24 protein-coding genes are annotated in these 25537 nt (G+C 47.7%); 5 read left to right on the top strand and 19 right to left on the bottom strand.

Annotated elements, in window-relative coordinates:
• Positions 1-18: 18 nt before the first annotated feature.
• The 3 genes from D8S85_RS04990 to D8S85_RS04980 form a co-directional block, all read right to left on the bottom strand.
• Positions 19-1353, bottom strand: coding sequence for a radical SAM/SPASM domain-containing protein (locus D8S85_RS04990; protein WP_106479842.1), 1335 nt, complete (start codon positions 1351-1353; stop codon positions 19-21).
• Positions 1354-1416: 63 nt separating this feature from the next.
• Positions 1417-1674, bottom strand: coding sequence for a hypothetical protein (locus D8S85_RS04985; RefSeq protein ID WP_106479841.1), 258 nt, complete (start codon positions 1672-1674; stop codon positions 1417-1419).
• A gap of 640 nt (positions 1675-2314) precedes the next feature.
• Positions 2315-3310 carry a PCMD domain-containing protein gene (locus D8S85_RS04980; RefSeq protein ID WP_106479840.1) on the bottom strand — a complete coding sequence of 332 codons (996 nt, stop codon included), beginning with the start codon at positions 3308-3310 and terminating at the stop codon, positions 2315-2317.
• A 199-nt stretch (positions 3311-3509) separates the two neighbouring features.
• On the opposite strand from D8S85_RS04980, the gene D8S85_RS04975 reads away from it, so the two are divergent.
• Positions 3510-4580, top strand: coding sequence for an NAD(P)H-dependent flavin oxidoreductase (locus tag D8S85_RS04975; protein ID WP_127075723.1), 1071 nt, complete (start codon positions 3510-3512; stop codon positions 4578-4580).
• A gap of 126 nt (positions 4581-4706) precedes the next feature.
• On the opposite strand, the gene D8S85_RS04970 is transcribed toward D8S85_RS04975, so the two are convergent.
• Complete coding sequence (locus tag D8S85_RS04970) at positions 4707-5411, bottom strand: phosphatase PAP2 family protein (RefSeq protein ID WP_106479839.1); 705 nt, start codon at positions 5409-5411, stop codon at positions 4707-4709.
• A gap of 233 nt (positions 5412-5644) precedes the next feature.
• Between D8S85_RS04970 and ispE the strand changes: the two genes are divergently transcribed.
• Entirely contained in the window at positions 5645-6460 is an 816-nt protein-coding gene (gene ispE / locus D8S85_RS04965; protein WP_106624983.1) for a 4-(cytidine 5'-diphospho)-2-C-methyl-D-erythritol kinase, read from the top strand.
• Between the two features lie 192 nt (positions 6461-6652).
• Here the strand turns inward: ispE and D8S85_RS04960 are convergent, their stop codons facing one another.
• The 3 genes from D8S85_RS04960 to D8S85_RS04950 form a co-directional block, all read right to left on the bottom strand.
• On the bottom strand, positions 6653-7201 hold the full coding sequence (locus D8S85_RS04960) for an HdeD family acid-resistance protein (protein ID WP_106479838.1): 549 nt from the start codon (positions 7199-7201) through the stop codon (positions 6653-6655).
• Between the two features lie 177 nt (positions 7202-7378).
• Positions 7379-7759: a hypothetical protein gene (locus tag D8S85_RS04955; RefSeq protein ID WP_106479837.1), complete on the bottom strand. Its 381-nt coding sequence runs from the start codon at positions 7757-7759 to the stop codon at positions 7379-7381.
• Positions 7760-7771: 12 nt separating this feature from the next.
• Entirely contained in the window at positions 7772-8359 is a 588-nt protein-coding gene (locus D8S85_RS04950; RefSeq protein WP_106479836.1) for a hypothetical protein, read from the bottom strand.
• A 207-nt stretch (positions 8360-8566) separates the two neighbouring features.
• Between D8S85_RS04950 and D8S85_RS04945 the strand changes: the two genes are divergently transcribed.
• On the top strand, positions 8567-8713 hold the full coding sequence (locus D8S85_RS04945) for a hypothetical protein (RefSeq protein ID WP_106479835.1): 147 nt from the start codon (positions 8567-8569) through the stop codon (positions 8711-8713).
• A gap of 126 nt (positions 8714-8839) precedes the next feature.
• On the opposite strand, the gene D8S85_RS04940 is transcribed toward D8S85_RS04945, so the two are convergent.
• The 3 genes from D8S85_RS04940 to D8S85_RS04930 form a co-directional block, all read right to left on the bottom strand.
• Positions 8840-9838, bottom strand: a complete 999-nt coding sequence (locus D8S85_RS04940; RefSeq protein WP_106625029.1) for an IS110 family RNA-guided transposase — start codon at positions 9836-9838, stop codon at positions 8840-8842.
• A 345-nt stretch (positions 9839-10183) separates the two neighbouring features.
• On the bottom strand, positions 10184-10732 hold the full coding sequence (locus D8S85_RS04935; protein ID WP_106624982.1) for an HdeD family acid-resistance protein: 549 nt from the start codon (positions 10730-10732) through the stop codon (positions 10184-10186).
• A 138-nt stretch (positions 10733-10870) separates the two neighbouring features.
• On the bottom strand, positions 10871-11626 hold the full coding sequence (locus D8S85_RS04930) for a M23 family metallopeptidase (RefSeq protein ID WP_127074872.1): 756 nt from the start codon (positions 11624-11626) through the stop codon (positions 10871-10873).
• 91 nt (positions 11627-11717) lie between these two features.
• Between D8S85_RS04930 and D8S85_RS04925 the strand changes: the two genes are divergently transcribed.
• Positions 11718-12095 carry a NifB/NifX family molybdenum-iron cluster-binding protein gene (locus D8S85_RS04925; RefSeq protein WP_106624980.1) on the top strand — a complete coding sequence of 126 codons (378 nt, stop codon included), beginning with the start codon at positions 11718-11720 and terminating at the stop codon, positions 12093-12095.
• Between the two features lie 197 nt (positions 12096-12292).
• Here the strand turns inward: D8S85_RS04925 and D8S85_RS04920 are convergent, their stop codons facing one another.
• The 4 genes from D8S85_RS04920 to D8S85_RS04905 form a co-directional block, all read right to left on the bottom strand.
• Complete coding sequence (locus tag D8S85_RS04920) at positions 12293-13570, bottom strand: hemolysin family protein (RefSeq protein ID WP_106624979.1); 1278 nt, start codon at positions 13568-13570, stop codon at positions 12293-12295.
• Positions 13571-13626: 56 nt separating this feature from the next.
• Positions 13627-15897, bottom strand: a complete 2271-nt coding sequence (locus tag D8S85_RS04915; protein ID WP_172726474.1) for a cation:proton antiporter — start codon at positions 15895-15897, stop codon at positions 13627-13629.
• Positions 15898-15918: 21 nt separating this feature from the next.
• Positions 15919-18849 (bottom strand): calcium-translocating P-type ATPase, PMCA-type, encoded by a 2931-nt coding sequence (locus tag D8S85_RS04910; protein WP_106624978.1) that lies wholly within the window; start codon positions 18847-18849, stop codon positions 15919-15921.
• Positions 18850-18964: 115 nt separating this feature from the next.
• Positions 18965-19360: a hypothetical protein gene (locus D8S85_RS04905; RefSeq protein ID WP_106624977.1), complete on the bottom strand. Its 396-nt coding sequence runs from the start codon at positions 19358-19360 to the stop codon at positions 18965-18967.
• 128 nt (positions 19361-19488) lie between these two features.
• Between D8S85_RS04905 and D8S85_RS04900 the strand changes: the two genes are divergently transcribed.
• Positions 19489-20097: a MarC family protein gene (locus tag D8S85_RS04900; RefSeq protein ID WP_106624976.1), complete on the top strand. Its 609-nt coding sequence runs from the start codon at positions 19489-19491 to the stop codon at positions 20095-20097.
• A 516-nt stretch (positions 20098-20613) separates the two neighbouring features.
• Here the strand turns inward: D8S85_RS04900 and D8S85_RS04895 are convergent.
• The 5 genes from D8S85_RS04895 to D8S85_RS04875 form a co-directional block, all read right to left on the bottom strand.
• A complete protein-coding gene (locus D8S85_RS04895) occupies positions 20614-21159 on the bottom strand; it encodes a hypothetical protein (RefSeq protein WP_106624975.1) in 546 nt (181 codons plus the stop codon).
• Positions 21160-21177: 18 nt separating this feature from the next.
• On the bottom strand, positions 21178-22380 hold the full coding sequence (locus D8S85_RS04890; RefSeq protein ID WP_106624974.1) for a DUF4857 domain-containing protein: 1203 nt from the start codon (positions 22378-22380) through the stop codon (positions 21178-21180).
• A gap of 20 nt (positions 22381-22400) precedes the next feature.
• Positions 22401-22940, bottom strand: a complete 540-nt coding sequence (locus D8S85_RS04885) for a hypothetical protein (protein ID WP_127074871.1) — start codon at positions 22938-22940, stop codon at positions 22401-22403.
• A 155-nt stretch (positions 22941-23095) separates the two neighbouring features.
• Positions 23096-23980 (bottom strand): ABC transporter ATP-binding protein, encoded by an 885-nt coding sequence (locus D8S85_RS04880; protein WP_106624972.1) that lies wholly within the window; start codon positions 23978-23980, stop codon positions 23096-23098.
• Between the two features lie 18 nt (positions 23981-23998).
• A complete protein-coding gene (locus tag D8S85_RS04875; protein ID WP_127074870.1) occupies positions 23999-25522 on the bottom strand; it encodes a DUF6850 family outer membrane beta-barrel protein in 1524 nt (507 codons plus the stop codon).
• Between the last annotated feature and the right edge of the window lie 15 nt (positions 25523-25537).

The following is a 25537-nucleotide window of genomic DNA, read 5'->3' as shown; positions in this document are numbered from 1 at the left end:
GGGAATAGTGTATATATTTTATGACTGAATATTGTGTTTTGAAAGGTATTTTTTTGTTGTGGCTAATACCCTTTCATACATTAATTCCAACGCAAGATCAATATGTTCAAAATTATAAGGACATATTTCGAGATTTGTGTTTCTCGTTAGGTTACTATTTCTATTGCTCGGACAACCTCCGATACAAACCGGTAGTAAAAAGCAAGCTAGACATTTTGGGTCATTGAATTTATTATAATTGATCGAATAGTCACAGATTAGATCATAATTAGAGATCATTTTTTTATTCTTGATATTCCCAACAATATAATCTTTACGTCCGATTTCATTCCAGCATTTATATAAATCTCCGTTCGGGGCTATAACAAAACTATTAATAGAGGTTGCGGTACATAAACATTGTCGATGTTTTGGATATACCTCTTCCGCAATATGATGTACATCTTGTAAGTAGCGTAAGAAATCTATTCTTTTTTTAGAATCGAGACAACTCGCACCTCCACACATACTATAATCTTCTACAAAGCTAAAGTAAATTGAAAAGTTCGTTTTATCCTTATATTTCTCTCGAAGTTCACGATATAAAATAGGATAATCAGCTCTATTATTTAGGCCTATATTAACTCTTACAGAAAAATGACAATCGGGAAGTATTTCTAAAGCTTTATCAAGGTTACTTAGAATAATACGATAGGAAGATTTACCGTTTTTTGTTATTCTGGTACGATTATGATTTTCTTCAAGTCCGTCTATGGTTATTTGTACATTCTTTAATTTTTTCTCGATAAAATACGAACCTACCTTTTCTGTCAATAAAGAACCGTTTGTAACCATATCGTATTTTACTTCTTCAATATAACTCAGTTCATTTATATTCTTCATCAATCGTTCTATGGTTTTGAAATTCATTAAAGGTTCTCCACCATACCATGTGATATATAAGCTCTTGGGTTTTATTGTATTGATATAATCAATTATTGCCGTTTCCGTTTCTTCATCCATTTTAGTATGAGAGATTCCTTCTTCATAACAATATGGACACTTGAAATTACAATCGGTTGTTGTTGCGATTGTGAGGGAGAGCTGAGAATTTGCAAAAGCTGATCTTCTGTGTATAAACTTAAGTTTAGTTAGGTATTTGTTGTCAAAATCATTGGAAACAACAATGTTATGCGCAACTAGAATTTTTTTTATATCTTCATCTAGTTCGTCTATTTCTAAATCCCAGTCCTTGATATTTTTTAAGGAATCTAGTAGGGTCTTGCTTATTTTTAAAAATGAATTCGTGGTTGAGTTATAAACAAAGACTCCATGTTTACAATTCAGTATATAATTATATTTTGACCATTTCATAGTTATATTTTGGGGAAAACTTGACTAAGGGTTCGTAATAACCCTTAGTCAAATAGATTAAAATCACATTGCTGCAGGAAAACATCTTTTCCTCTCTTTAATGATGACTGCTATTAATCCAGGACAACACGGTTTCTGATCAGTAGGAATATTTCCCTCTTCGGTACAGTTTCCATCACCACCGCCGTTATCGTAATTTGGTTTACAGTCGATATTTGGATTACACCTTTGTATCAAACACCCTCCTCCCAGAATGTCTTCAAGTTCCGACTCTAATGCATCGTAAGCTGGAACGATGACTTCAAATTGATTTTCTTTCATTGTAATTGATTTTAGTTATTAAATTGAATTACCGGTTTCATAAACCGTTCTTTTTTGTTTGTATGGATACAACGATTTGTATCTCTAATTTTATATTTCCTTTCTCCTATCTTGTGGATGCTTCATAAGTATTATGAGTTGTCCTATACCTATTACAATTCATCTACTTGTTAGGGTGAAGGATGTCATTTAAATATTTGTTGTTGTATGAATAAGTATTGGTTTATTTCTTTTCCAACCGTTTATCCAGCCACACGTCTATTTTCATATAAGAAACACGCTCATCAGGATTTAGATGGAGACAAAAAGTGATTTTTTTGAAAAAAACTTTTATGGCGATTTACATTTCCATTTATTTTATGGGATATATCCAATTAATACTCCTGTCAAAAGGTGTTTTATAGGAGTTCCTATCAGTGGTAGCTATTATCTTGTGATTATATTGCTATCAAAAATGTAACCGAATCATTCCAGATATTAATTAATGTCTATTTTTTGCTATTGTAATGGGAGGGGAATAGGAAGAGAATGGGAGCGGAATGGGAGCGGCTCGCAATGTGATGGGAATATGATAGGAAGTTGGTAACAATAATTAGTATTAATTCAGTAAGACTTGGGATGGAACTCGGTTAAAGTTATTTTAATAGGCCAACCGAACGTTGTCTATCCAAAGTTTATTTCCAACCGTGCCGATGTAAGCTTCCCCGTAACTGGAAGATACACGTAAGAATAGATGCGTGGGTTTGTCATCGGCATCCCCCCAACCGATCTCTTCCACGGGTACGGATTTACCTTTGCTGTTGATGCAGTACAGGGATTGTTCTTTAGGGATTAATTGCATGTAGGATTTGTAGCCGGGTTGGTTGGCCGGGTTCCCGTAAATCACATCCAGCCGGTGACCGTTTTTCCAGTCGGGCGTGTTCTCCGAAAGGCGTTCGATGGCCGTGCCGATACGTTTGGCATACACGTTGCCGTTCTCGTCCTCCCAGCGTTTTTGAAAGATTACATATATTTCGGCGGAATCCCGTCCCGGTACGTCAACAATTTTGCTGAATCCGGTTGCTTTGATCCGGTGATCCGTTCCGGGAGTTTCCATCTTGTAGTCGAACACGACGGCTTTCGGGGTTTCCGTGAAAGGAATCCCGGCATTCAGTTTACTTTGCGGGTTTTTCGTGTCCTTGATGGGTTCGTGCATTTGTCCCAGGTAAATGGTGCCCGGTACAAGGACGGTGATGTTCACGATCCCCAGCACTTTGCATTTCTCCATGAGTGTTTCAACACGCACGCAATAACCGTCGTCTCTTTTCTCCGGGAAAACGGAGATACTGCATTTCGTGATTCCGCTGACTTTTGCCATCACGTTGGAAGTTCTCCACGGGGAGACCGTGGAACCGATATAGGGCTTGTCACCTCGAATCGTGTCCACCGGGGCAACCTCGTAGAGGATTTTCGTGTTACCGCCAATAACAAACGATTCGTCAATGACGCGAACCATCCAGCGATTAAAGTCCCCGAATGGGATTAGTTTTTCATTTTCGTTCACGGTCGTTTGTGCCACGGATGATAGGATGCTGCTTGCGCCTAAAATGATCCCTAGGCATAGCATTTTTATAGTATTGCGTGTAAATTGTTTCATATCGATTAACTTTTTCTGTCTTGAATACGTTTATTACGATAAAATGACTTTAAAGTTTTATGCAAGAAACATGCCAGTGTTAATAATCGTGTTGAATAACGTAAATAATGTTGTTAGCGCGTTTATTCTTGCTGCAAAATAGGGGATGTTAAATAATAAAGCATATCTTTGACTGTCTTAAATACTTTTATATATGATGATGAAAAAATTAAACATTGGGAATCTTTCGATCTCAGTTCCGATTGTACAAGGTGGTATGGGTGTTGGAATATCACTTTCAGGGTTAGCGTCTGCAGTGGCAAATGAGGGAGGAGTTGGCGTGATTTCCAGTGCTGGATTGGGTTTGTTATACCGGAATTTATCCAAAGACTATATTCAGGCGAGTATCATGGGTTTGAAGGAAGAACTTCGTAAGGCCCGCGAGAAGACGAAGGGGGTGATCGGTGTGAATGTCATGGTTGCCATGTCGAATTTCACGGATATGGTGAAGACGGCGATAGCTGAAAAAGCGGATATTATATTCTCGGGCGCGGGATTACCGTTGAATTTGCCGAGTTTCTTGCAAAAGGATAGCGTGACGAAGTTGGTCCCGATCGTTTCTTCAGCGCGTGCTGCAAGGGTTATTGCCGAGAAGTGGCATAGCTTGTATAATTACCTGCCGGACGCGTTTGTCGTGGAAGGACCGAAGGCGGGAGGCCACCTCGGGTTTAAAGATGAACAAATCAATGACGAGCATTTTTCGTTGGAACATATTTTGCCGGAAGTGATCGATGAGGTTCAAGACATGGGAGCGCGTTACGGGAAAGAGATCCCGGTGATCGTGGCCGGGGGTATCTACACGGGGGAGGATATAAAACGTTTCATGGATATGGGTGCTTCCGGAGTACAGATGGGAACTCGTTTCGTGACCACGGAGGAGTGTGACGCTTCCGATGTTTTCAAACAGACTTATATCGAGGCGAAGCAGGAGGATATACAGATAATCAAGAGCCCGGTAGGGATGCCGGGGCGCGCGATATTCAGCAAGTTTATCCAGAAGGTGAAGGAAGGGCAGAAACAGCCTAAAACGTGTATATGCAAGTGTATCAAGACGTGTGATATCAGCAAGAGTCCTTATTGTATCATCGCGGCTTTATATAACGCTTTCAAGGGGAACATGGATAACGGTTACGCTTTTGCAGGGGCAAATGCTTTCCGGGCCACGAAGATCGTTTCCGTGAAAGAGACTTTCCGGTCGTTGTTGGATGAGTTCAGTCGTTCGGGGAAATAATAGATACTTTCTACTTTCTCCCGGTAAATCGGGAAGGGTAATTTTTTTCATTTTTTCTTGATTTAGGCGGAAGGCAAGTTGTACGTCTTGCATTTCGCCTATTTTTTCAGTTTTTAAAATCTGAAATCACATGGGTCTCCACCAGATGCTGAACACGGCGAAGGTGGCAATCGTCAGTAATCCCGTGAAGATGATGACTGAGGTTTGACGCATGTGGGTGGGATTTTTCACGAGTTTACGGTCTTGGTGATATTTCAGCCCGTTGGCAATGCCGTCTATGCGAAGACAGAAACGGTATATTCCATAAGTGACAGCTCCCGCGGCAAAACCGACAATCGTTCCGAAAAGCAAGTCTCCGGGGTAGTGAACTCCCACGTATATCCGGGTGTAACACGTCACGATGGCCCACAACATGAAGAACGTGGTGAGCGCCTTGTTTTTGAACAGCAACATGATGAAACAAGCCAGCGCGAACGTGTTGGCCGCGTGACAGGAGGGGAAACCGTACATCCCGCCTCGTTTCCCGTTGACGATGTGAACCAGATCGGCAATTCCCGGGTCCCGTGACGGGCGGGGACGTTCAAATATGGGGCGCAGGATGGAACTGCACGCCTGGTCGGCCAATGCTATAAGCAGGGCGAACATTACAGTTGTGAAAATGACCATCCGGATGTTCATGTTTTTGTACAAGACATACAAGATGGAGGCGTAGAGAGGAATCCACACGAGTTTACTCGTGAAGATGTACATGAACGAATCGAGGTATGGCGTGTGCATGCCATTCAACGTGAGGAATATCGTCCGATCGAGAGCTTGTAATGATTCTAACATGGGATTTGAATCTATAAGTTTAAATAAATAATATCCAATTGCTATTTGGGAAAAATCGCATCACAAATATACCGAAAAAAGGTATATTTGCAAAGTTGTTCGATGAAATGGTAAAACTCCTCCGTCAGTTTCGCTGTGGCCTCCTCTATAAATCGAGGCGGAGTTTTCACATGAAATTGAATGAATTACAAATAGTAGGTCGGCGGTGCCGGATGTTTAATTTTGATGAATATATGGTAGTATTTCCGAATGCAAAGATTAATATAGGGTTGTTCGTCACGGGGAAAAGGCCGGATGGATTTCATAATTTGGAAACCGTGTTTTACCCGATAGAGTTGCGGGATATACTGGAGATCACGGAGATAAAAGGTGAACGGGGAAGTTGTGTTTTCACCTCCACGGGGATTCCGATTGATTGCCCGCCGGAGAAGAATTTGGTGAGTAAGGCCTATGCTATTTTGGCTGACGAGTTTGATTTGCCCTCGGTGGATGTGCATTTGCACAAGATGATTCCTTACGGTGCCGGACTGGGTGGCGGTTCCGCTGACGCGGCTTTTATGCTGGTCGGTTTGAATCAGCTTTTTTCCTTGGGGTTGAACGAGGAACGGTTAACGGGATACGCTGCCCGGGTGGGAAGTGATTGTCCTTTTTTTGTTTTGAATCGTCCCGTGTTTGCTTTTGGGAAAGGGGAGTTGATGGAAACGATAGACGTGTCGCTACGGGGGTATCACGTGGTGCTTGTTAAGCCGGACCGGGGTGTCGCGACTCCCGAGGCTTACCGGGGAATAACGCCTCGTGCGGCCTCGTTTGATTTGCGGGAACTGGGGAAGTTGCCGGTGGAACAATGGAACGGGGTGGTAGTGAACGATTTTGAGGACTCCGTGATACCGAAGGTGCCGGAGATACAAGAAATAAAACATACGTTGCGGGAATTGGGTGCGGTTTACGTTTCCATGACCGGAAGCGGATCGGCCGTTTACGGGTTGTTCTCTCACCCCGTGGAGGCAGGGAAGGCGTTCCCGGAGTATTTCGTGTGGCAAGGGGAGTGAAGGAGTTTATAAAGTCGAAGGTTTATAGAGCTCGGCGGGGGCTTTGGTTGGTGGTTGTGTTGCTGTTAAAAATAAACGGCTACCCCCTCTAACTCCCCCTTACACAGGGGGAGGACAAGCTGCATTGAAGTATCGTGATATTTGGTAATCAACTCTCCCCCTGTGTAAGGGGGAGCCGGAGGGGGTAGTTGTTTACCCTCTCCCCACGAAAGCATATACAAATGAAGAGATACCGGCGAAAATGAAGCTAAGTCCAGTCCAGATGATGATGTTAAACACGCCGAACAGGGGATAGAAAACGATCATGAAGGAAAAGAACAAGGTGATGATTCCCGCGATGAATATCCATCCCCAGCCTCTGATTCTTAGCGATGACATCTGTAATGATTCGGCAATGTAGTCAATGCTTTTGAACATGAGGATAAAGCCGACGATGTAGGGGAGTATGTCTTCCGCGATGATCGGGTGGATCAGCAGTACGAAACCGATCACCAGGTCGAGTAACCCGATGAACAATCCCCATCCCCAATGCCGGGAGTTCCCGCCCGCGAAGGCGTTCATGATTTCACTGATTCCGATAACGATGATGACGATACTAAAATACATGGCCAGCCCGAAGTAGGAAGCCACCGGGTGCCGGATGATGCCGACACCGAAGACGAATAACACGATACCCAGGATAAGGTATAACCATCTGAATCCCTTGGGTCCGGTAGAGGTTGTTGCGCTTGTTGTAGTCATTTCTTCTTTATATGTGAAATACCTTCAAAAAGTTGTTATATTGTCATTAAAAATAAATAATCTTGGGTCTGTTTGTTGGATTTAAAGTTATTAACGCTAGATAGAATGAGGGTATATAATAATGCGAATGTGTTTTTAATAGCACATTCGCATTATCTTTATTTCGAATGATTTTGATTATTCGTTATCTTCACGTTTTCGAATGGTTAGGGGACTATCTAGAAACATCTTTGTTAATTCTTTGCTTCCTTTGGTACACACGTAAACTAAAGCGCGAAGAAGATGATTATTTCCGGGGTGAAATTTATCTTCAGTGGGAATCCAAGATAATGTATCTTTCCCGAATATCTCTCCGATTTTTATTGAATCAACAAATATTTGCATCGTTATGGGCTTATTGACTTCTCCTTCAATGATACATTTCTCATTAATATAGGCTCCATACGGAATGTCTATTCTAATTTTTACATCTCTATCGTTATAACAGATGATTTTATCACTGTCTTTATTGCATGCGATAATTGTGATGATGACGTATAAAATTACGATAAATTTCATAGTGGTACAATGTTAGTATTTTAAATTTGGCATTGTTGTTTTGTATCCAAATGCTATGCCATATGCAAATGGATATATTCTCGCTTTTAGCGATAGTTTTTCTAGTTCTCTAAATTCTAATTCTTGCCCTATTGGTCGTGTGCAAGTACACCAATCTATAGGAGAATTGTTATTATCGTAGCGAAACGTAAAAGAATGAGATAAATGATATCCATCCTTTTCTGCTCCAAGTTGTGCTGTTGATGCATTTTTTATTTCGTAAGGCCAAACAGGTAAGGTTCCAACAGAGAAGGAAGTTTGATACAGAAGTGCATTTATTTCTTTGCATTGTAATATGTAATCCCATTGATCTAATTCCTTATTTGTAAATTGCAATAATGTATCTGTGATTGACATGTAGGCTGTTGCCGTTTCAAAAACAAGAGCTCCTTCTGTATTCACATAAACAGAATCTAATACGTTATTTTGTGTTGAACGTGATAATGAAGTAATGGTCTCTTGATGGTTGGGAACGATTTGTTCATCTAATGAGTTTTTTTCATTCTGACAAGCAATAAAAGATGAGAGAATGAGAAATAATGGAATGTATGTAGTTTTCATTTTCATTCTTATTAAATCAATACTAAAATCTTAAACACATAAAATTTATTTTATGTTTGTACTTTTGATTTAATTAAATCTCCTTTTGGGATTAATTATGTATTCAACGGCCGATCAATACAAATGTATGAATAATATTTTATTAAATGGTGAAATAAGTTGAAAATACTTCTATTTTTTGGATAATGTGATTTTTGAATTTAGGTGATGCTAGAAATAAAGAATACATTGCGGGAACTGGGAGCGGTTTACGTTTCCATGACCGGAAGCGGATCGGCCGTTTACGGGGTGTTCCCTCATCCGGTGGAGGTAGGGAAGGCGTTCCCGGAATATTTTGTGTGGCAAGGTGAGTGAAGGAGTTTATAAAGTTGAAGGTTTATAGACCTCGGTGGGGGGCTTTGTTTGGTGGTTGTGTTGCTGTTAGATATAAAACGACTACCCCCTCCGACTCCCCCTATTCTTATGATTTATGCAAATATTTCATGAATAAACAGGGGTATAAAATTGATCTTTTTTGATGACAGCAAACATTCTCGCGATCAGCTTTGCCCTGATCGCGTTAATGACCGTCATCTTGTTCTTTCCTTCCTTAACCTTTCTCTCGTAATACGCCTTTAACTCACCAGACTTCCTTCCCGTGATCGACAAGGCAGCCATGTGTAACAACGTCTTGATTTGCTTGTTCGCCCGCTGGGATACCTTGTTCCTGGAATGTTGACTGCTTCCCGAGGTGTAACGGAAAGGTGCTACCCCGGCATGACAGGCGAACTTGCGGGGATCATCGAAGCGCGTGAACGCTTCAGTCTCGATGATCAAGCAAAGGGCGACACTCGGCCCAACCCCCTCGACTGATAGCAACAACTCCCGCTGCCGCCAGAGAACACGGCAGGAACGGATAATTGTCTCGACGAGTAGATCGATATCTTTGATCAATTTTTCCAGCTCTTCTATCAACCGTTCCAGTCTTTGAGCCTTCTCTTGATAGACTCGATCAAGCATGAACTCTCGTTGGTCGGAGAGTTGCCCCTTGTACTTGGCCAAGTCCGACTTGTAAAGGTCTTGCTCGTTCCTTAACTGCTTGAGGCGCTCGATCTCTTCCCGAGGACGCTGGTAATAACGAGCGTTGTCACTGAAACGAGAGGCGTAGCGAGCGATTCGGTGAGCATCGACCTTGTCATTCTTCCCACGTGAGAAGCCCGAAGAATACTTGATCTGCGCTGGATTTTCAAGCCATAAACCACAAGAGAGAGACTGGCAAGCGATTGACAGGGGGAAGGTGTACTGCCCCGTGTGCTCGGCACAGACTAGCAGGTTATCGATCGAGGTTTTAAAATCAACCAAGAACGTTTCCAGGAAACGACGTATCGACGGGATGTTATTGTTTACTACTTCTTCAAGAACTATCGTGCCGTTTAGCAACACGCAAAAATCAAGTTTCTTTTTACTAACGTCTACCCCGATAAAATAAAAGTTTTCCATATCTTTGTGTTTAGCAATTTGAAGAGGGAAAGGATATTGAACGTCACCTAAAAACCTTAACAACAAGAAAGTTAATTTCTTATACAGGTCCCCGTTCAAGAAAGCCAAGGTGTCCAAATAGGGGGATGAAGCTGTTTTCAAACACAGCTCACGGTTCACACCTCGGTTTCCTTTCTTTCAAATTAGTTCATACTTTACAAATATAAATATTACTTTTTTATTCCATTTACTTTTCATGATACAAAGCTAAGGTTACACAGGGGGAGAGTTGATTACCAAACATCACAATATTTCAATGTAGCGCATCCTCCCCCTATGTAAGGGGGAGTTAGAGGGGGTAGCCGTTTACCCTCTCCCCACGAAAGCATATACAAATGAGGATATGCCGGCGAAAATGAAGCTAAGTCCGGTCCAGATGATGATGTTAAACACGCCGAACAGGGGATAGAAAACGATCATGAAGGAAAAGAACAAGGTGATGATTCCCGCGATGAATATCCATCCCCAACCTCTGATTCTTAGCGATGACATCTGTAATGATTCGGCGATGTAGTCAATGCTTTTGAACATGAGGATAAAGCCGACGATGTAGGGGAGTATATCTTCCGCGATGATCGGGTGGATCAGCAGTACGAAACCGATCACCAGGTCGAGCAGCCCGATGAACAATCCCCATCCCCAATGCCGGGAGTTCCCGCCCGCGAAGGCGTTCATGATTTCACTGATTCCGATAACAATGATGATGATACTGAAATACATGGCCAGCCCGAAGTAGGAGGCCACCGGGTGCCGGATGATACCGACACCGAAGACGAATAACACGATACCCAGGATAAGGTATAACCATCTGAATCCCTTGGGTCCGGTAGAGGTTGTTGCACTTGTTGTAGTCATTTCTCTGATATGTTTAAAGTTTAATTTATTTCTTTATATACGAAATGGGCTCAAAAAGTTATTATATCGGACTTAAAAATGAATAACGGATTGCCTGGGAAATATGTTTTCCCGGGTACACGAAGCATTTTTTGAGGATTAGAGGATCGGGGTGATTCGGATGATTCCTTTCCGGTTTTTCGTGAAGACAATACATTTTAAGCGGATGGCTTGTTTCTCGAAATCGATGAGGATGGCGGGATTAAAATGTTTGCCGTTGATGCGGGTTTCAAAATGCACGTGTTCGGTAGTGGCCCGTCCGGTACGTCCGACAAGGGCTATGGGGTCACCCGCGTTTACCCGGTCTCCCGATTTTACCAGATGCTTGAAGTTATGGCTGTACACGGTTTCCAGTCCATTGTAGTGGCGCACGACAATCACGTTTCCGTATCCCTGTGCTCTGCAGGCCACCCGTATAATTCCCGGGAATACGGCCCTTACGGTGTCTTTGGCAAATGTTTTCAGGTCTATACCTGCGTGCATTCTGCCGCGTCGTTTGCCATAGGTAGAGAGCACGCGTGCTCCGGGCAGCGGGAATGAAAATTCATCGTCCAGAATTTGATCCAGATCCAGGATGTGGTTTCTTCCGCGTGAAAATAATAAGGGATCTTCCACTTGCACGTATCGTTTTTCTCGGGCATTGAAAGTCTCGGTTATCGGGTAGGTTTGTACAAAGAAATCAGCGATTTGGGGTCGTGTACAGGAATATAAATCAGGGATTTTCAGTAAGTCTGAAGCCTGTAAGACCGGGGTGGAAAAAGTCGTGGGGACTCTCGTCAGGTGTTTCTGCGAACAGGAACAACAAGCGATGAGCCATAGGAATATCCATCCGAATAGTGATAACGTACCTTGCATATGTAAATTTATGGGGTGCAAAGTTATGAATTTTTATCTGTTTTTCACTCAAAATCATGTACCTTTGCGAAACCACTAAAAAAATAATATCATGAAAATTGCAGTACCAACAAGAGAAAATGTTGTTGATGACCATTTTGGACATTGCGCGTATTACACGCTGTTCACGGTAGATGACGATAAGAATATCACGGACACGGAAACACTTCCTTCTCCACAGGGATGCGGTTGTAAATCGAACATCGCTTCCGTGTTGAAAGAAAAAGGGGTTACCGTGATGCTTGCTGGTAGCATGGGCGACGGGGCTTTGAAGGTATTAAGCGACCAAGGGATCAAGGTCTTCCGGGGTTGTAAAGGGGATGTGCGGAAAATAGCGGAAGGTTATTTGAAAGGGTTTATCTTGGACTCCGGCATCGGTTGCCACCATCACCAGGAGGATGGGGAGCACCAGTGTGGGCATCAGCATTGAAATGATGGGAGGGGCTGGCAGGGTTTATCCTTGAGCAACTACCCCCTCCGGCTCCCCCTTACACAGGGGGAGGGTTGATTACCAAGCCGCTTTCTCCTTGTTGGTTACCGGGTGGTTTACTCCTAGTTGATTACCAAGCGGTTTCCCCTCCTGTGTAAGGAGGGGCTAGGGGAGGTAGTTATTCAAGCATAAACCTCTCACTCCCCCTCTCTGTTTACCCTGACAAGTACTTTGTCGATTCGAGCGCCGTCCATGTCCACGATTTCAAACTGGAAATTGTACCAGGTCAATTTCTCTCCGGTTTGGGGAATATGTTCCAAAATCTTTAGGATCAACCCGCTTAGCGTGTTATAGTAGTGGTGCGTGTAGAGACATTCCATGTCGAAATAGGCCAGGAAATCATAGAAAGAACACTGGCCGTCCACGAGATACGTGCCATCTTCCCGTTGCACGATGTCCGGTTCTTCGCCAAGCTCCGGTAAGTCTCCGATCAAGGCTTTCAGAATATCCTGCAACGTGACGATCCCCTCGATACTTCCGAATTCATCCGTGACCAACCCGTATTTTATATGCCCCTGCTTCAACTGTTCCATGGCGTTATACACGCTTTGATTCTGCGGAAAATACTGCGGTGGGCGGACAATGGCTTTCAAGTTAAAATCCGGTGCATCCATTCTTCCGAAAAGGTCTTTCAGGAAAACCACCCCGACCATATTATCCAGCTTCGTGTCGGCCACCGGGTAAATCGTGTGGAGATGCGTGTTTACCGTCTCCCGCAGGGCCTCGTTGCTATCTCGTACGTTCAACCAGATCAAATCACTCCGGTGAGTCATGATGGAGCCGAGATCCCGATCCCCGAGGTTAAATACCCGTTCCACGATGTCCTGCTCCACCTCTTGAATCTCCCCTTCGGCGGTACTTTCCTGGATGATTGCTTTGATCTCTTCTTCCGTGATCTTGTTCTCCCCGGACTTGTTCAGCCCCAACAGTTTCATCATGCACGCCGTGCTGGCGGAGAGCAACCACACGAAAGGGGAGGCCACGCGGGAAAGCACGTCCATGGGAGCGGCAATAAGTTTTGCCATTCTCTCGGCAGCCACCATGCCGATTCGTTTGGGGACGAGTTCCCCGAAAATCAACGTGAGGTAGGTCACGACGATCACGATAAGCGTTTTGGATACGAGTAGCGCGTGAGGGCGTAGCACCTCGATTTTCTCCACCCACACGGCCAAATCGTTCGCGAGGGCTTGTCCGGAATAAAGACCGGTAAGGATACCGATTAACGTGATCCCGATCTGTATCGTCGAAAGGAAGCGATCCGGTTCGTTCGCTAGTTTTAAGGCTCTTCGTGCGGATTTGTTCCCGCTTTTCGCTTCTGTTTCAAGCCGGGATTTGCGGGCGGAAACCATCGCTATTTCGGACATGGCGAGTATCCCGTTAAAAATGATAAGTCCTATGATGATTAGAAATTCCATGTGTTAGTTTTTTGATTTTAGATTTTGGTTGTTGAAAGCCGGTAGTTTTCTCCATGCTAAACTTCCTCCCTGTTCATTTGTCTCGGTCGTATGATCAGGAGCGAAGGCAGTTTTGCAAAAAGTTCCTGATCTTTTGACAATTTCTCGCAAGTGACGTAACTCATCACCAGTAAAGTCTCTTTATTCTCAATAAACGAGTTCGCGGTCAACGGCCTGTCCAGCACGAACTTGTTGGGATCCTGTTGAACAAAATCAGTCATTATCTTGGCTTGCAGCTCTTTGTCTGCTTGCTCGTCGATGAAGCAAATCCGGATCGTCATACTCTGTTCCCCCAACCGGGTTCTGGCGTAATTGAAGAGGAACAAGTCATCTTCGTTATCCACAAGCAGCAGAATATTGGAAGCCCGCGTAAATCCCCGGTTCACGAAGATTCCCACGGAACAGTCCACGTGATCCATGATCGATTCCAGCTTTTGCCGCAGCAACGTCCCCGGCAAATGCAACGGGCGATCTTTTAATTGTTTCACCCAGCGGGCGATCGCGGCAAACCTTTTGCCCCCTTTCCCGGGGGTGGTACTGCTGTCCTGCATGAATTGCTGTCCGGCTCCGACGAATAGGTAGTCCACGTGCTCTCTCTTGGCCACGCGAACCATTTCCTGGATCAGTTTGTCGGTTACCTGATAACGTTCGTCCACCCGTAAATTCAACTGCCGGGCCTCTTCCCGCAGGGGAATAAAACTCTCCTCCGCGAACTCCTCCGCCTTGGTCGGGTTCAATTCTGTTCCCAGCGTGAAGTGCGTGGCTATAAGCTGGCTCTTTTGCAGGCGATGTCCCAGTAAAAGGTCGGCCATCCCCAGTAGCATCCTACCGGTTTCCGGGCGACCAAAGGAGAGCAACACCTTCTCGTGTTGATGGGCTTTCTCCTCTTGCTTGGCAAATATTTTTTCCACGAGCGACAACATGGGGGTGGCCATAAACGTGGTCAATAAAGACATGATCAGCAGCACCACGAACATCTGGGCGGAAAGAATGCCCATCTCGAACCCGATGTTCAGCGCCACGAGTTGCATCAGCCCCCGCGTGTTCATCAGCGTGCCGACGATCAGGCTGTCTTTCCAGTTTTCGCCCACGGCCCGTGCTGCCAGCGTGCATCCGCCGAACTTCCCGGCAATGGCAACCACGATAAACAGCAGGCACACGCCCCACAACTCCGGGGTGTTTATCAATCCGATTTCCGTGTGTAGCCCCGAGAAGGCAAAGAACAGAGGCAGGAAAAATACCAGGGAAATATCCTCCACCTTCTCCATCATGACCTTGCGGAACCCGAGGTTCATGGGCATAACCACCCCGGCCATGAATGCCCCGAAAAGGGCATGGATACCGATAATTTCCGTCGCCACCGACGAGAGCACCAGAAACAGGAAAATGAACCCCACGAATGCTTTGTTGATCACTTCCGAGTTGGCATACGTTTCTCCGATTTTACGAAGAAACGGGCGCATGACCATAAACATGAACGCGATGTAGACGATGGTTAAGGCAATGGTGTAGAGGGCGCTGACAAAACTGCCCGCCTTGGCCAAGGCAATCACGATGGCCAGCAGGCACCATGCCGTGACGTCGTCATTGGCTGCCGAAGCGATGGACAACATCCCGACGGGGCTTTTGGTCATGTTGCGTTCCTGCACGATGCGGGCCAACACGGGGAAGGCCGTGATACTCATGCTTATCCCGATGAACATGGCAAAAGGTAAAAATTCCGTTTGCTGGGCCCCGTAGTCCGTGTACACCCAAATGGCAGCCACCACCCCCAGGAAGAAAGGAACCACGATCCCGGCATGACTGATGACCAACGTTTCGTGCAGTTTGTTCTTGATGACACTGAAATCCAATTCCAGCCCGATCACGAACATGAACAGGACCAACCCGATCTGGCTCAACAAATTCAAGTTCATCAGTGATTCCGGGGGAAACAGCGCGGCCGAGAATTCCGGGAAGAAATACCCCAGCAACGAGGGCCCCAAGACGATTCCGGCCACGATTTCACCCATCACGCCGGGTTGGCCGATGTATTTGAAAAGGAACGAGAATATACGGACGGTGATCAAAATCACGATGATCTGTAACAACAGAATCGTCAGTGAATTGGTCAGGTTGTCGGAAATAACTCGTTTGAATAGTTCAAACGATCCCATTTCCAGGTTTGCCGTACTGCCGACATCCGAATGGTCGAAATGCTGTCCCGTGCAAAGTGCGAAATAAATCAAAGCACAGAAGACGGTCATCATGCCGAGATAAATCCAGTAATTTGTGCTATTCCTTTTCATGATCCCCAATGATATGTTACTCTATTTTTTCATCCGTTTGAATGCTCTAAAGATTTCTCCCACCCAAAGTACGACCGAGGTGGCAAGCGTGATCCCCATCCATTCGCCCCAGGTCAGCGGGACGGTTCTGAAAACGGAACCCCCGAAATTGACTACCAGCACCTGTCCCACGATAATCGCCATCCCCACGGTGAGGAATCCCTCGCTTTTGAATATATTTTTAAAGGCCGAATCGTTTGTCCCGAACGTCTTCGCGTTAAACATGTTCCAGAACTGCAACATCACGAACACGGTGAAAAAGATCGTCAGGTTGCGCAACCCCTCCGGCGTACCGGCATCGATGCCTCCGGCATAATGGGAGAGCACGTACAGCAGGCCGAGCAGGATAACCACGAACGCGATCCCCGTGGCCAGTATCAGTCGTCGCATTTGCGGTACGATGATAAAGGCATTCGAATCCCTCGGCTTGCGTTTCATCACCTCCGGACTGGGTGGGAGCGAGGCCAAAGCCCCGGCGGCAAACGTGTCCATGATGAGGTTCACCCACAACATCTGCGTCACCGTGATCGGAAGCTCCGAACCGAACAAGGAGCCCAGTAGCACGATGATCAAGGCGGCCACGTTAATGGTAAGCTGGAACAGGATGAACCGTTGGATGTTCTGGTACACCGAACGTCCCCACATCACGGCAGAGGTGATGCTGCTGAACGAGTCGTCCAGCAACGTGATGTCGCTCGCCTCCTTGGCCACGGAAGTACCGCTACCCATGGATAGCCCCACGTGCGCGTGATTCAACGCCGGGGCATCGTTCGTCCCGTCCCCCGTGACAGCCACGATGGCCTGTTTCTGTTGTAGCAACTGCACGAGGCGTTGTTTGTCCATCGGGCGGGCGCGGGACATGATCTTTAAATCCAGCACCCGCTCCAGGGCCTCTTGGTCGGTTAACCGGGCAAACTCGACCCCCGTGATCACGTTCCGCTCGGTATCTTTTTCCGTCCACAGCCCGATTTGTCGCCCGATCTCTTTTGCCGTACCCGGCGTGTCCCCGGTCACCATCTTCACTTGTATTCCGGCATCGAAACAACGTTTCACCGCCTCCGGCACGTCCGGACGAATCGGGTCCGAAATCGCCGCGATCCCCAGGAACGTCAATTCCGCGTTGTACAGACGTCCCTCTTTGAAGCGCGATTCATGATCCTCGATGACCTGGTAAGCAAAACCCAGCGTCCGCATGGCCTGATTCTGGTATTCCAGCAATTGGGCCTCCACCGTCGTTTTATAACGGGCAATCGGTTGCAGCTCCCCGTCGATCAAGGCATGTTTACATTGGGCGAAGACGATCTCGGGAGCCCCCTTCACGTATAGAATCTTTTTCCCCATGACGGGCGAATCAACCAGCGTGGCCATGTATTTCCGTTCCGTGGAAAAAGTCAACTGGTCGATCACCGCGGCATTCTCCCGGAGTTCCCGGTAATTTACCTGTTGCCCGTTCAGCCAGAGCAGCAAGGCGGCCTCGGTCGGGTTGCCCAACGTCTTCACCCGGCCCGGCTCGGAAAAGTCGAGAAATGCGGTCGTGTTCACGGCAATCCCTTCCTTTATCAGTCGGGAATTCTCGTTGTCCGATAGTTGTTGATCCTTCAGACCGTAGAAATTGGTCTTGTACACGGTCATCCGGTTTTGGGTCAGGGTCCCCGTTTTATCCGTGCAAATGACGGTCGTGGCACCCATCGTCTCGCAAGCGTGCATCTTGCGCACCAGGTTGTTCGATTTCAACATTTTGCGCATGCTGAGAGCCAGGCTCAAGGTGACGCTCATCGGGAGCCCTTCCGGCACCGTTACCACGATCAAGGTAACGGAGGCCATGAATGCCGATAGGATCTTCTTCCCGAGGCTTAGCGAAATCCATGCTTGCGGGTCCCACGGCTTCACCCCGAAGGCCAAACCAACGGCGAGCATGACGACCAACGCACCCAGCCCGTACAGGAACCAGCGTGCCCAACTGCCCTGTTCTATGCTTCGTGGAAGCTCTTTTGCTTTCCCCCGCAGGGCATGCACGTCGTATATGACCGGCACCCACACTTTGGCCAGCATGATGACGGCCGCGATAATCAACGCCCCGATCAGCCCGAGTTGTCCCCATCCCGGGGTAGGGGATGCCGGGTTGAAGAAAATGGCTTTGATGAACAGGATGGTAAACGTGGCTGCCGCGCCACAGAATCCCACCACCCCGATGAACTTTGCCAGTGAATCCAGTTGCTTGTCAAGTGGGGTCGGTTCCTCGCTTTTCTCCGAGGACTTCTCTGCCACTCTCCCGAACTCCGTGGCGTCACCCACGGCAAGCACCCGCATGATCCCGTGACCGTCGGAAACGGTGGTTCCCCGCATCACGTGATTCGATGGATAGGTGGCTTCCAGGTTAAACTCGGACTCGACCACGGTTTTATTGGCCATCGGCTCTCCGGTCAAACTGGATTCGTTCACCTGCAGGGAGATCGCCTCCAGGAGTACCCCGTCGGCGGGAATCTCTTCCCCTTGCTCCAACAGCACGATATCGTCCACGACGATCTCCTTTTTCGGTACCTCGTGCACGTCACCGTCGCGAATCACTTTGACCAGCGTGTCGTCGTTCACCTGATTCAGCACGTCGAACTTCTTGTTCGCGTCCCACACGAACCACGTGGCCACTCCCGTCGCGAGCAATATGGCCACGGCAATACCGATGGTTTCCGCGATCTCGATGACCCCTTCCGAGAAATACATGGAGATGGCGATGCCCCCGGAAAGAAATACCGCCACCATTAATATGCGAATAACGGGATCCTCGAAGTTCCCGATAAAAATTTGCCACAAAGAGTCCCTCTTGGGGGGAGTTAACACGTTGGCCCCGTGTTTTTCACGACTTTCCAGCACTTGTTTACCCGTGAGACCCGTGTAGTGTTTACGTGATTCCATTTATATGTTAAGATTTAATTGTTTTTTTTTTACGTGTTGACTGGATAATAGGATACATGAAAATGCCCGTTCCACCGGAAAAGGAGGTGATTGTCATGTTCGTTTACGGCACTCGTCATAACAGCAACACTTGCAGTGAATAGATATAAAAACCTTGGCTGTGTCGGGTGGTCAGGTATTGAATAAAATGTCGCCTTTCCCGTGCGAAAGACAACTTGACCGGAATGTTTTTTCCACCATGTATGTTGTGATGCGAATACACGTTTGTCTTCTGGGCTTTGTTGAGCCCGAAACGCCGTCCGGTGGGAGTGACCACTCCTTCGTCGGCACCTAAATGGAGGCCTGGCGAGAGGGGTGCGTAGCAGTTGGTGAACTCGTCCGATTCGGAAAGTTGTTCCGTTCGTGTAGGTGGTGTTATCTCATCCGCGTTTTTCTCTGTCTTTAGTCCATTGGCTATGAACGATAAAGAAAAGATGAAGATAGGTATGTACACAAAAAACAACGTTTTCATTATAAAATTATTTACAGGTTCAAAAGTAATATATTTTTTGGATATATCTCCGGTCTTGTTAACGCTTTTTCTTATCCATAAATCCGTTTTATTACGTACCTTCGCGTGGAATCAGAAATATTCGGATTATGACGGTAAAAATGATATTAGCTTGTATCGTGGCCCTCTTGGCCCTGGTCAACCCGGTACAGAAGGTTTTAATTGTTACTTCGTTGCAGGAGAGGTTCACTCCTAAGGAGTTGCGGTATATATCGATCAAATCGTCCATTACCGCCGCGTTGATCCTGGTCTTTTTTCTTTTCCTGGGCGAGGTCACGTTCAGTTACGTGTTCCATGTCGAGCTGTACTCTTTTCAAATCACCTGCGGGGCCGTGTTGATGTATAACGGGTTGTCCGGCCTGCTGAAAGGTTTTTTCTTGAAAGTGGACGAGCATATCAAACTGGCCGATCTGACCACGGTGCCTATCGCCATCCCGATGATCGCGGGACCGGCCACGATCACGGCTGCCGTTACGTTTCCCGTCCAGTACGGGCGCGAGATCACGATCATCGCCATCCTGATCGCCCTGTCGGTGAATCTGTTTTGTATGTTGCAGGCCCGGCGAATCGGGAATTTCTTGATTAAATACAATTTCATGAACCCGTTGATCCGGATTATCGGGTTGATTGTTGCCACGATCGGTTTGCAGATGATATTTGACGGGATCACGTTGTTTATAAAGTCGTTGACGGTATAAAAAGAATCTATTCTTACTTAAAATTAGCTTATTTTAACGATGTTCTTTCGCGTTTTCCCCCTTATCCCGCGTGGGAAGGGGGCTGAGGCGTGTAAGAGGTGGGTGATCTTCGTGGTTTGTTAACGGTTTCTTCTGTTAGTTACCGGTAAGTTACCGGAAAGTCACCGGAAAGTTACCGGAGCAGGTCGGTGACTTATTATTCACGATCCGGTAATTTTCCGGAAAAAATGTAAAGCTATAGTTAAGGAATCTTAAAGGGGCGAGGGATTACCGGGGCGGCTTTCTCCCTCCCTTAATTACCAAGCGGTTTCCCCTCCTGTGCAAGGAGGGGTTAGGGGAGGTAGTCTGTCGCGCTCATCTTCTCCATTATTTATAAGGACATAGAAGAGGTGTTTTGGTGGAAGGAGCGACTACCCCCTCCAACTCCCCCTTGCACAGGGGGAGGGTTTGGTTACCGGGTGTTTTCCACTCGTTGATTACCGGGCGGCTTTCTCCCCTCGGGGATTACCAAGCGGCCTATTTCACGATCTCGTAATCGATGCCGTTCACGTAGTAGATGGAGTAGAAGTCCTTGTTATGGTTTTTCATCCACTCCCGCATTTGTTGGATGCTGTTCTTTTCCGAGTTGCAATGGTCGGCGTCTTTGTCGCCTTTCGCTTCTTCCTCGGCCACTTCTTTTTCCCAGTTATCGATGTATTCCTGTGACAGGCGTTGTTCCTGTAACACCCCGGTCACGACGATTTCGGAGTTGACCAGCTCTTTGTTGAAGGCTTGGATGTTACCTCCGGCCTCGACGCGAATCGTGAGTTTACCCGTGGTGTCGGCCATGAAGCAGCGGCGTCCGGAGTGGGAACAGGTGTGTTTCACGATGCCTTTCAGCACGATGGTGTCGTTGACCTGCTGTTCGGCAACCTGCATAAGAGCGTTGACATCCAGGGCTTTGTCGGCCGCGGATATTTCGGGGGTACTCTCTTGTTGTGTTTTCTTGTTGGCGTTTTTACACCCGACGATGGAGAGTGTCGCGATGCAAACGAGGATAAAAATGAACGTGTTTCTTTTCATGGTGTTATTGATTTAATGTTATTTTCTTATTCTGGCAAAGAGGCATACGGTGATGAATCCGGCAATTCCCGTGCATAGGGTGATGATTCCGGCAAGGTATTTCCCGCGGGATCTGTCTTTGCGGTACACGATAAGGGTAACGACCGCGAGTACGATGTTCAACGGGAGTGACGGGAAGTAGTACCCCGAAACCCGGGGATAGATGTAACTGTTCGTGCTGTCTTGGAAGGTTACCGTGAACGGGAATAGGTAGGGCAGCGTTTTGTCCCACGCGGATTCCGGTGCCGGGCGGAACAGGCTGTCGACCCGTTGCATGCTTCGGCTCTCCAGGGCGTAGGTGTGTTCCCCGTCCGAGGTGGTTTTGGCCACCGTCCAGTAGAACATGTTGGCCATGATGGACACCCGGTCTTTGTCGGGGTCCACGTCGTCCAGCACTTTCACGAGCCGGTAGCCGTCCGTGGAGAGGTAGTACAGCGTGTGGTGCGTGTCGAACAGGAATCCGTACAGGCTCCGGTTTTCAATTTCCATCGGGAGCATGCAGGAGATGTCGCGCACCTTCGTGTCCTTGACAAAAGGTTTGCCGTTCGTCATCTTTACATGGAAGAGGTGGCCCTCGCTGTCCAGGGCGAAGTAGCCTTCATCGTATGATTTCTGGCTGGTGGGGATGCCGGCCACCCATTGCGCGGGGAAGGCGAACCCGGCCTTTTCCAAGGCTTGCTGGAAGCGGGCGGATTTCTGTTCGTCGACCCGGTTGGTGGCCATGTCGATGAATTCGATGTTCTCTTTCAGGCGGAACATGTCGCTGGGGTTCTCCAGGTCCACTTTCCCCGAGCAGGATTCGAACATGGGGTAGAGCGCGATGACCGGGGTGTTTTTGTCCTTGGGCTTGTACCAGAAGAAAAAGTTGTTGCGGGCGATCGTGTGCAGGTCAACCGGGACCCCTTGTATGGAGTCCGGAAGGGCGTTTTCCATGGCCAACTGGCGGTAGTAGAACATGGGCAGCACCCGGTCGAATTCCGCGTCGGTGTAGGTTCTACCGCTCATGTCCCGTCCCCGCACGTTGTCATCCTCCTGGTCAAAGTAACAGAATTGGTTGACGACGGAGCTGTAGTAGGTGAACGGGTAGCGGGAGGAGGAGTCCAGGGAGAGCTCAACGAGCGACGGGATTATCCACGATAGTAAGAAGACGGATAACCCGATGTATAAGATCTTTATTTTCATTTGCTTGACATTTAATGGTGTTACTGCATTCCTTCTTTAAAGTGACGAATGGAGATTTTGGGGTATAGGGCTAGCAGGACGAGTGTCCCGAACAGGAACGGGTACATGCACGCGTGGCTGCCGGGCACGCCCTGGATCATGAATACCGACAGGACCAACAGCCCGATCACGGCGTTGTAGAGGCGTTGGCTCCACACGGGTTCCAGGATGATCCATGCCGCGAGTAGGTAGGAGGCGAATCCGCCTAACACGTGGGGGAGGATCGTGACGAACCATGCCCCGACGACTTCACGCGGGAAGCTGCCGGATAGTCCCCACAGGAATCCGCCGTAGCTGACCGCGAAGAGGAGCAGCAGGCATACCATCCCGTAGCCCAGCATCAGGCACACGATCCGGTTTTCTCCCAGCGGGAGGTGTAGTGTCAGTTTAAAACGTTTCTTTGTCATTTCCGGGATAAACTGGGTGATCCCCATGATGATTCCGGCGAGTAGCGGTAAGACTTTTATCTGGTCCAGCAAAACCACGTTTTTCAGGATAAATACTTCCCACAAGTGTGGCATTCCCACGTTGCGGGCGGCACTCGATATACGGAGCGCGATGTAGCCCATGGCGAGGATAAATACCGCGAACATCAGGAGGAGTATCCAGCGGGTTTTGATCCATTCTTTGAATAGTAGTGCTTTGTTCATCGTTTTGGTGTTGTTTTCTGAGTTGGTTAATATTTCCCGGTCAAGCCGATAAAAGCGTCTTCAAGGGTCAAGGTTTCTTCCTTCAAGTCGGACACGTGCGCGCCTTTTGCTTCCAGCAGTTGACGGACGGTTGCGAGGGGCTCGAAGGAGTAGGTGATCCACTGACCGTTGGTTTTCTCCGTGTTCCATAGTTTTTCATGGGTGGCGGGAAGTTGTCCCTCGTCCAGGGAGAAGCGGAAACGGTGGAAGTTGTCCATGATTTCCCGGGTCGGCTTGTGTATCAACAGGCGTCCGTAGTCCAAGATCATGCAGTCGTCAATCAGCAGTTCCATGTCTTGGATGATGTGGGAGGTGAGGAATATCGTTTTGTCCCCGCCGGCGGCAAAGTCCCGCAAGTATTCCACGAAGAGGCGGCGGTAGCCGGGATCCAGTCCCATGGAGAAGTCGTCCAGGATCAGCAGCTCCGGGTCTTGGGCAAATAGCAGCCCGAGGGCGACTTGGGAACGCTGGCCGCATGACATGTTGTTGATTTTCTGATGGGGAACGACTTTTAGTTTTTCCATCAGACCGTAGAAGGCGTCCCGTTTCCAGTTCGGGAAGAAGGCCCGGTAATATTTCTCGATTTGCTCGATCGTGAAGTAGGTGTGTTGCACGTGGCCTTCCAGTAGCAAGCCGATTTTGGCTTTCGTGGCGGGCGTGAGGTGATTCATGTTCTCGCCGAGGAGGTAGCACTCTCCGGAGCGGGGTTTCAGGTAACCGTTCAAGATGTTGATGATGGTGGTTTTTCCCGTTCCGTTTTTCCCGAGCAGCCCGAGCACTTTGCCTTTCTCTACTTCAAAGTTCAGGTTCTCGTAAATGAGTTTTTCCCCGTAATAGTGCGTTATGTTTTTACACTCGATTACTTTTTCCATGTATAAGATATTTGTGGTTTAAAAAACAATGCCGCAATGTGCTTGCAGGGTTTCCCGGTGCAAGTCGTTTTTGCAGGAGTCGTGTTGCCAGTTGAGTTTGATGAAAATGCCCCTGTTTTTGGGCAGGGAGTAATTCCAGCGGACTTCGATGTTCGTGGTCCAGTTGTCCGCCGAGAGGTTGTCGTAAGCCTTGTAAACGGCAGCCAGGGCGATTTGCTCCTGGTCGATTTCCGTGAGTTGCAAGTCGGCGGTCGAGTTCTTGCGATACGTCCCGTCCAGAACGAGCTGGAAGGAGGACTTTTTGTAGCCGGCAGCGGCAAAGAGGTTCATCCCGCCGTACAGGTAGTTTATCTTCATGAGGCGGGCGGGGTCAATGTATTCCATCTTGAAGGAGTTGAACCCGGCTTTGGGCGAGAGGTACCACGTGAAGCGGTTGCCTTTGGTTTGCCCGTACACTCCCGAAAGGGAGAGATCGGCTTTTTTCACGGATAGCTGTTCGGCCTCGCCCGTTTTTTCGTACACGTTGGTTGAGGCGCTCCCGATGAGGGATTCAATTCCTTGACGGTTTTGGTAGGTGGCCCGTGTCCGGATGCCCCATTGGTGGTTGTTCCGGAAGGAGGTGTAAGCGATTTCGGCTTTCATCTCGTCCTGGTTCAAGGTGTTCAAGGGGAGGTCGTTCAGGTCTGAAATGAGTTTCTCGAATGAGAATCGTTCATATCCGAAGGAGCCGGAGAAGCCCTGTTTGTCGCGGGGGAAGATTTCGAGGCTTGCCCCGTAGCGGTGACCGTCGTAGAAGAGGGAGGTGGCCCCCCGGCGAAAGCGGACGTAGTCCATGCCCAGGCCGCTGAGGTTGTAGGTGATGGCGGAACCCAGTTCGCTATAGAATTTCAAGCTGTTGGTTTGTTTGTATTTGCCGACATGGAGGGCGAGCCCCAGGGCGTATTGCCTGTTCAGCCGGGCCGATATGCCGACGGAGGCTTTCAGGTCGGAGACGATGTTTCGAGGGCGGGGGTCGATTTGCCGGTACTCGATGAGGGCCCGGTAGTTGGCGTATACTCCCCACGTGAAGCGTTGATGCTCCTGGGCGTATCCCCCGGCGAAGTAATATTCTTCAAAGTCCATGTCCCCCCCGACGGAGTCCGCGACCACGTAAGGGTACACGGTGAGATAATCGGACGTTTCGTTCCATTCCACTTTTTCCTTTTTTCCTTTTTTGAAGTAGGCATTTCCCCAGGTCTTGCTGTTTTCTCCCAATGGCAGGTAGGAAAACGCGTGGAAGGAGAAATGGCTGTTTTCCGATCCTAACTGGGGCAAGAATGCCTTGTTCGCGTTCTGTTGTTCCCAACCGATTTGTATTTCCGATATGGAGAACGTGTGGGCATAGTAGTTTATTGCCGGGTTACGATAGATTTGCGACACGAAATTCTCCGTCGGGGAGAAGTAGATCCGAGCGCGGGTGTTTGCCGGAATAGTGTCCTGTGCCCAAGTCCCGAAGGCCCGGAAAAGAAGGCAAAAAATCAGAATGAAACGAAAAGTCGTCATGATTTTGTTGGTTTA

Origin of the sequence: Butyricimonas faecalis (genome assembly GCF_003991565.1) — a bacterium.
Classification (GTDB): domain Bacteria; phylum Bacteroidota; class Bacteroidia; order Bacteroidales; family Marinifilaceae; genus Butyricimonas; species Butyricimonas faecalis.
The sequence above is the reverse complement of the archived record's forward strand: the minus strand, read 5'-3'. Positions and strand labels throughout refer to the sequence as shown.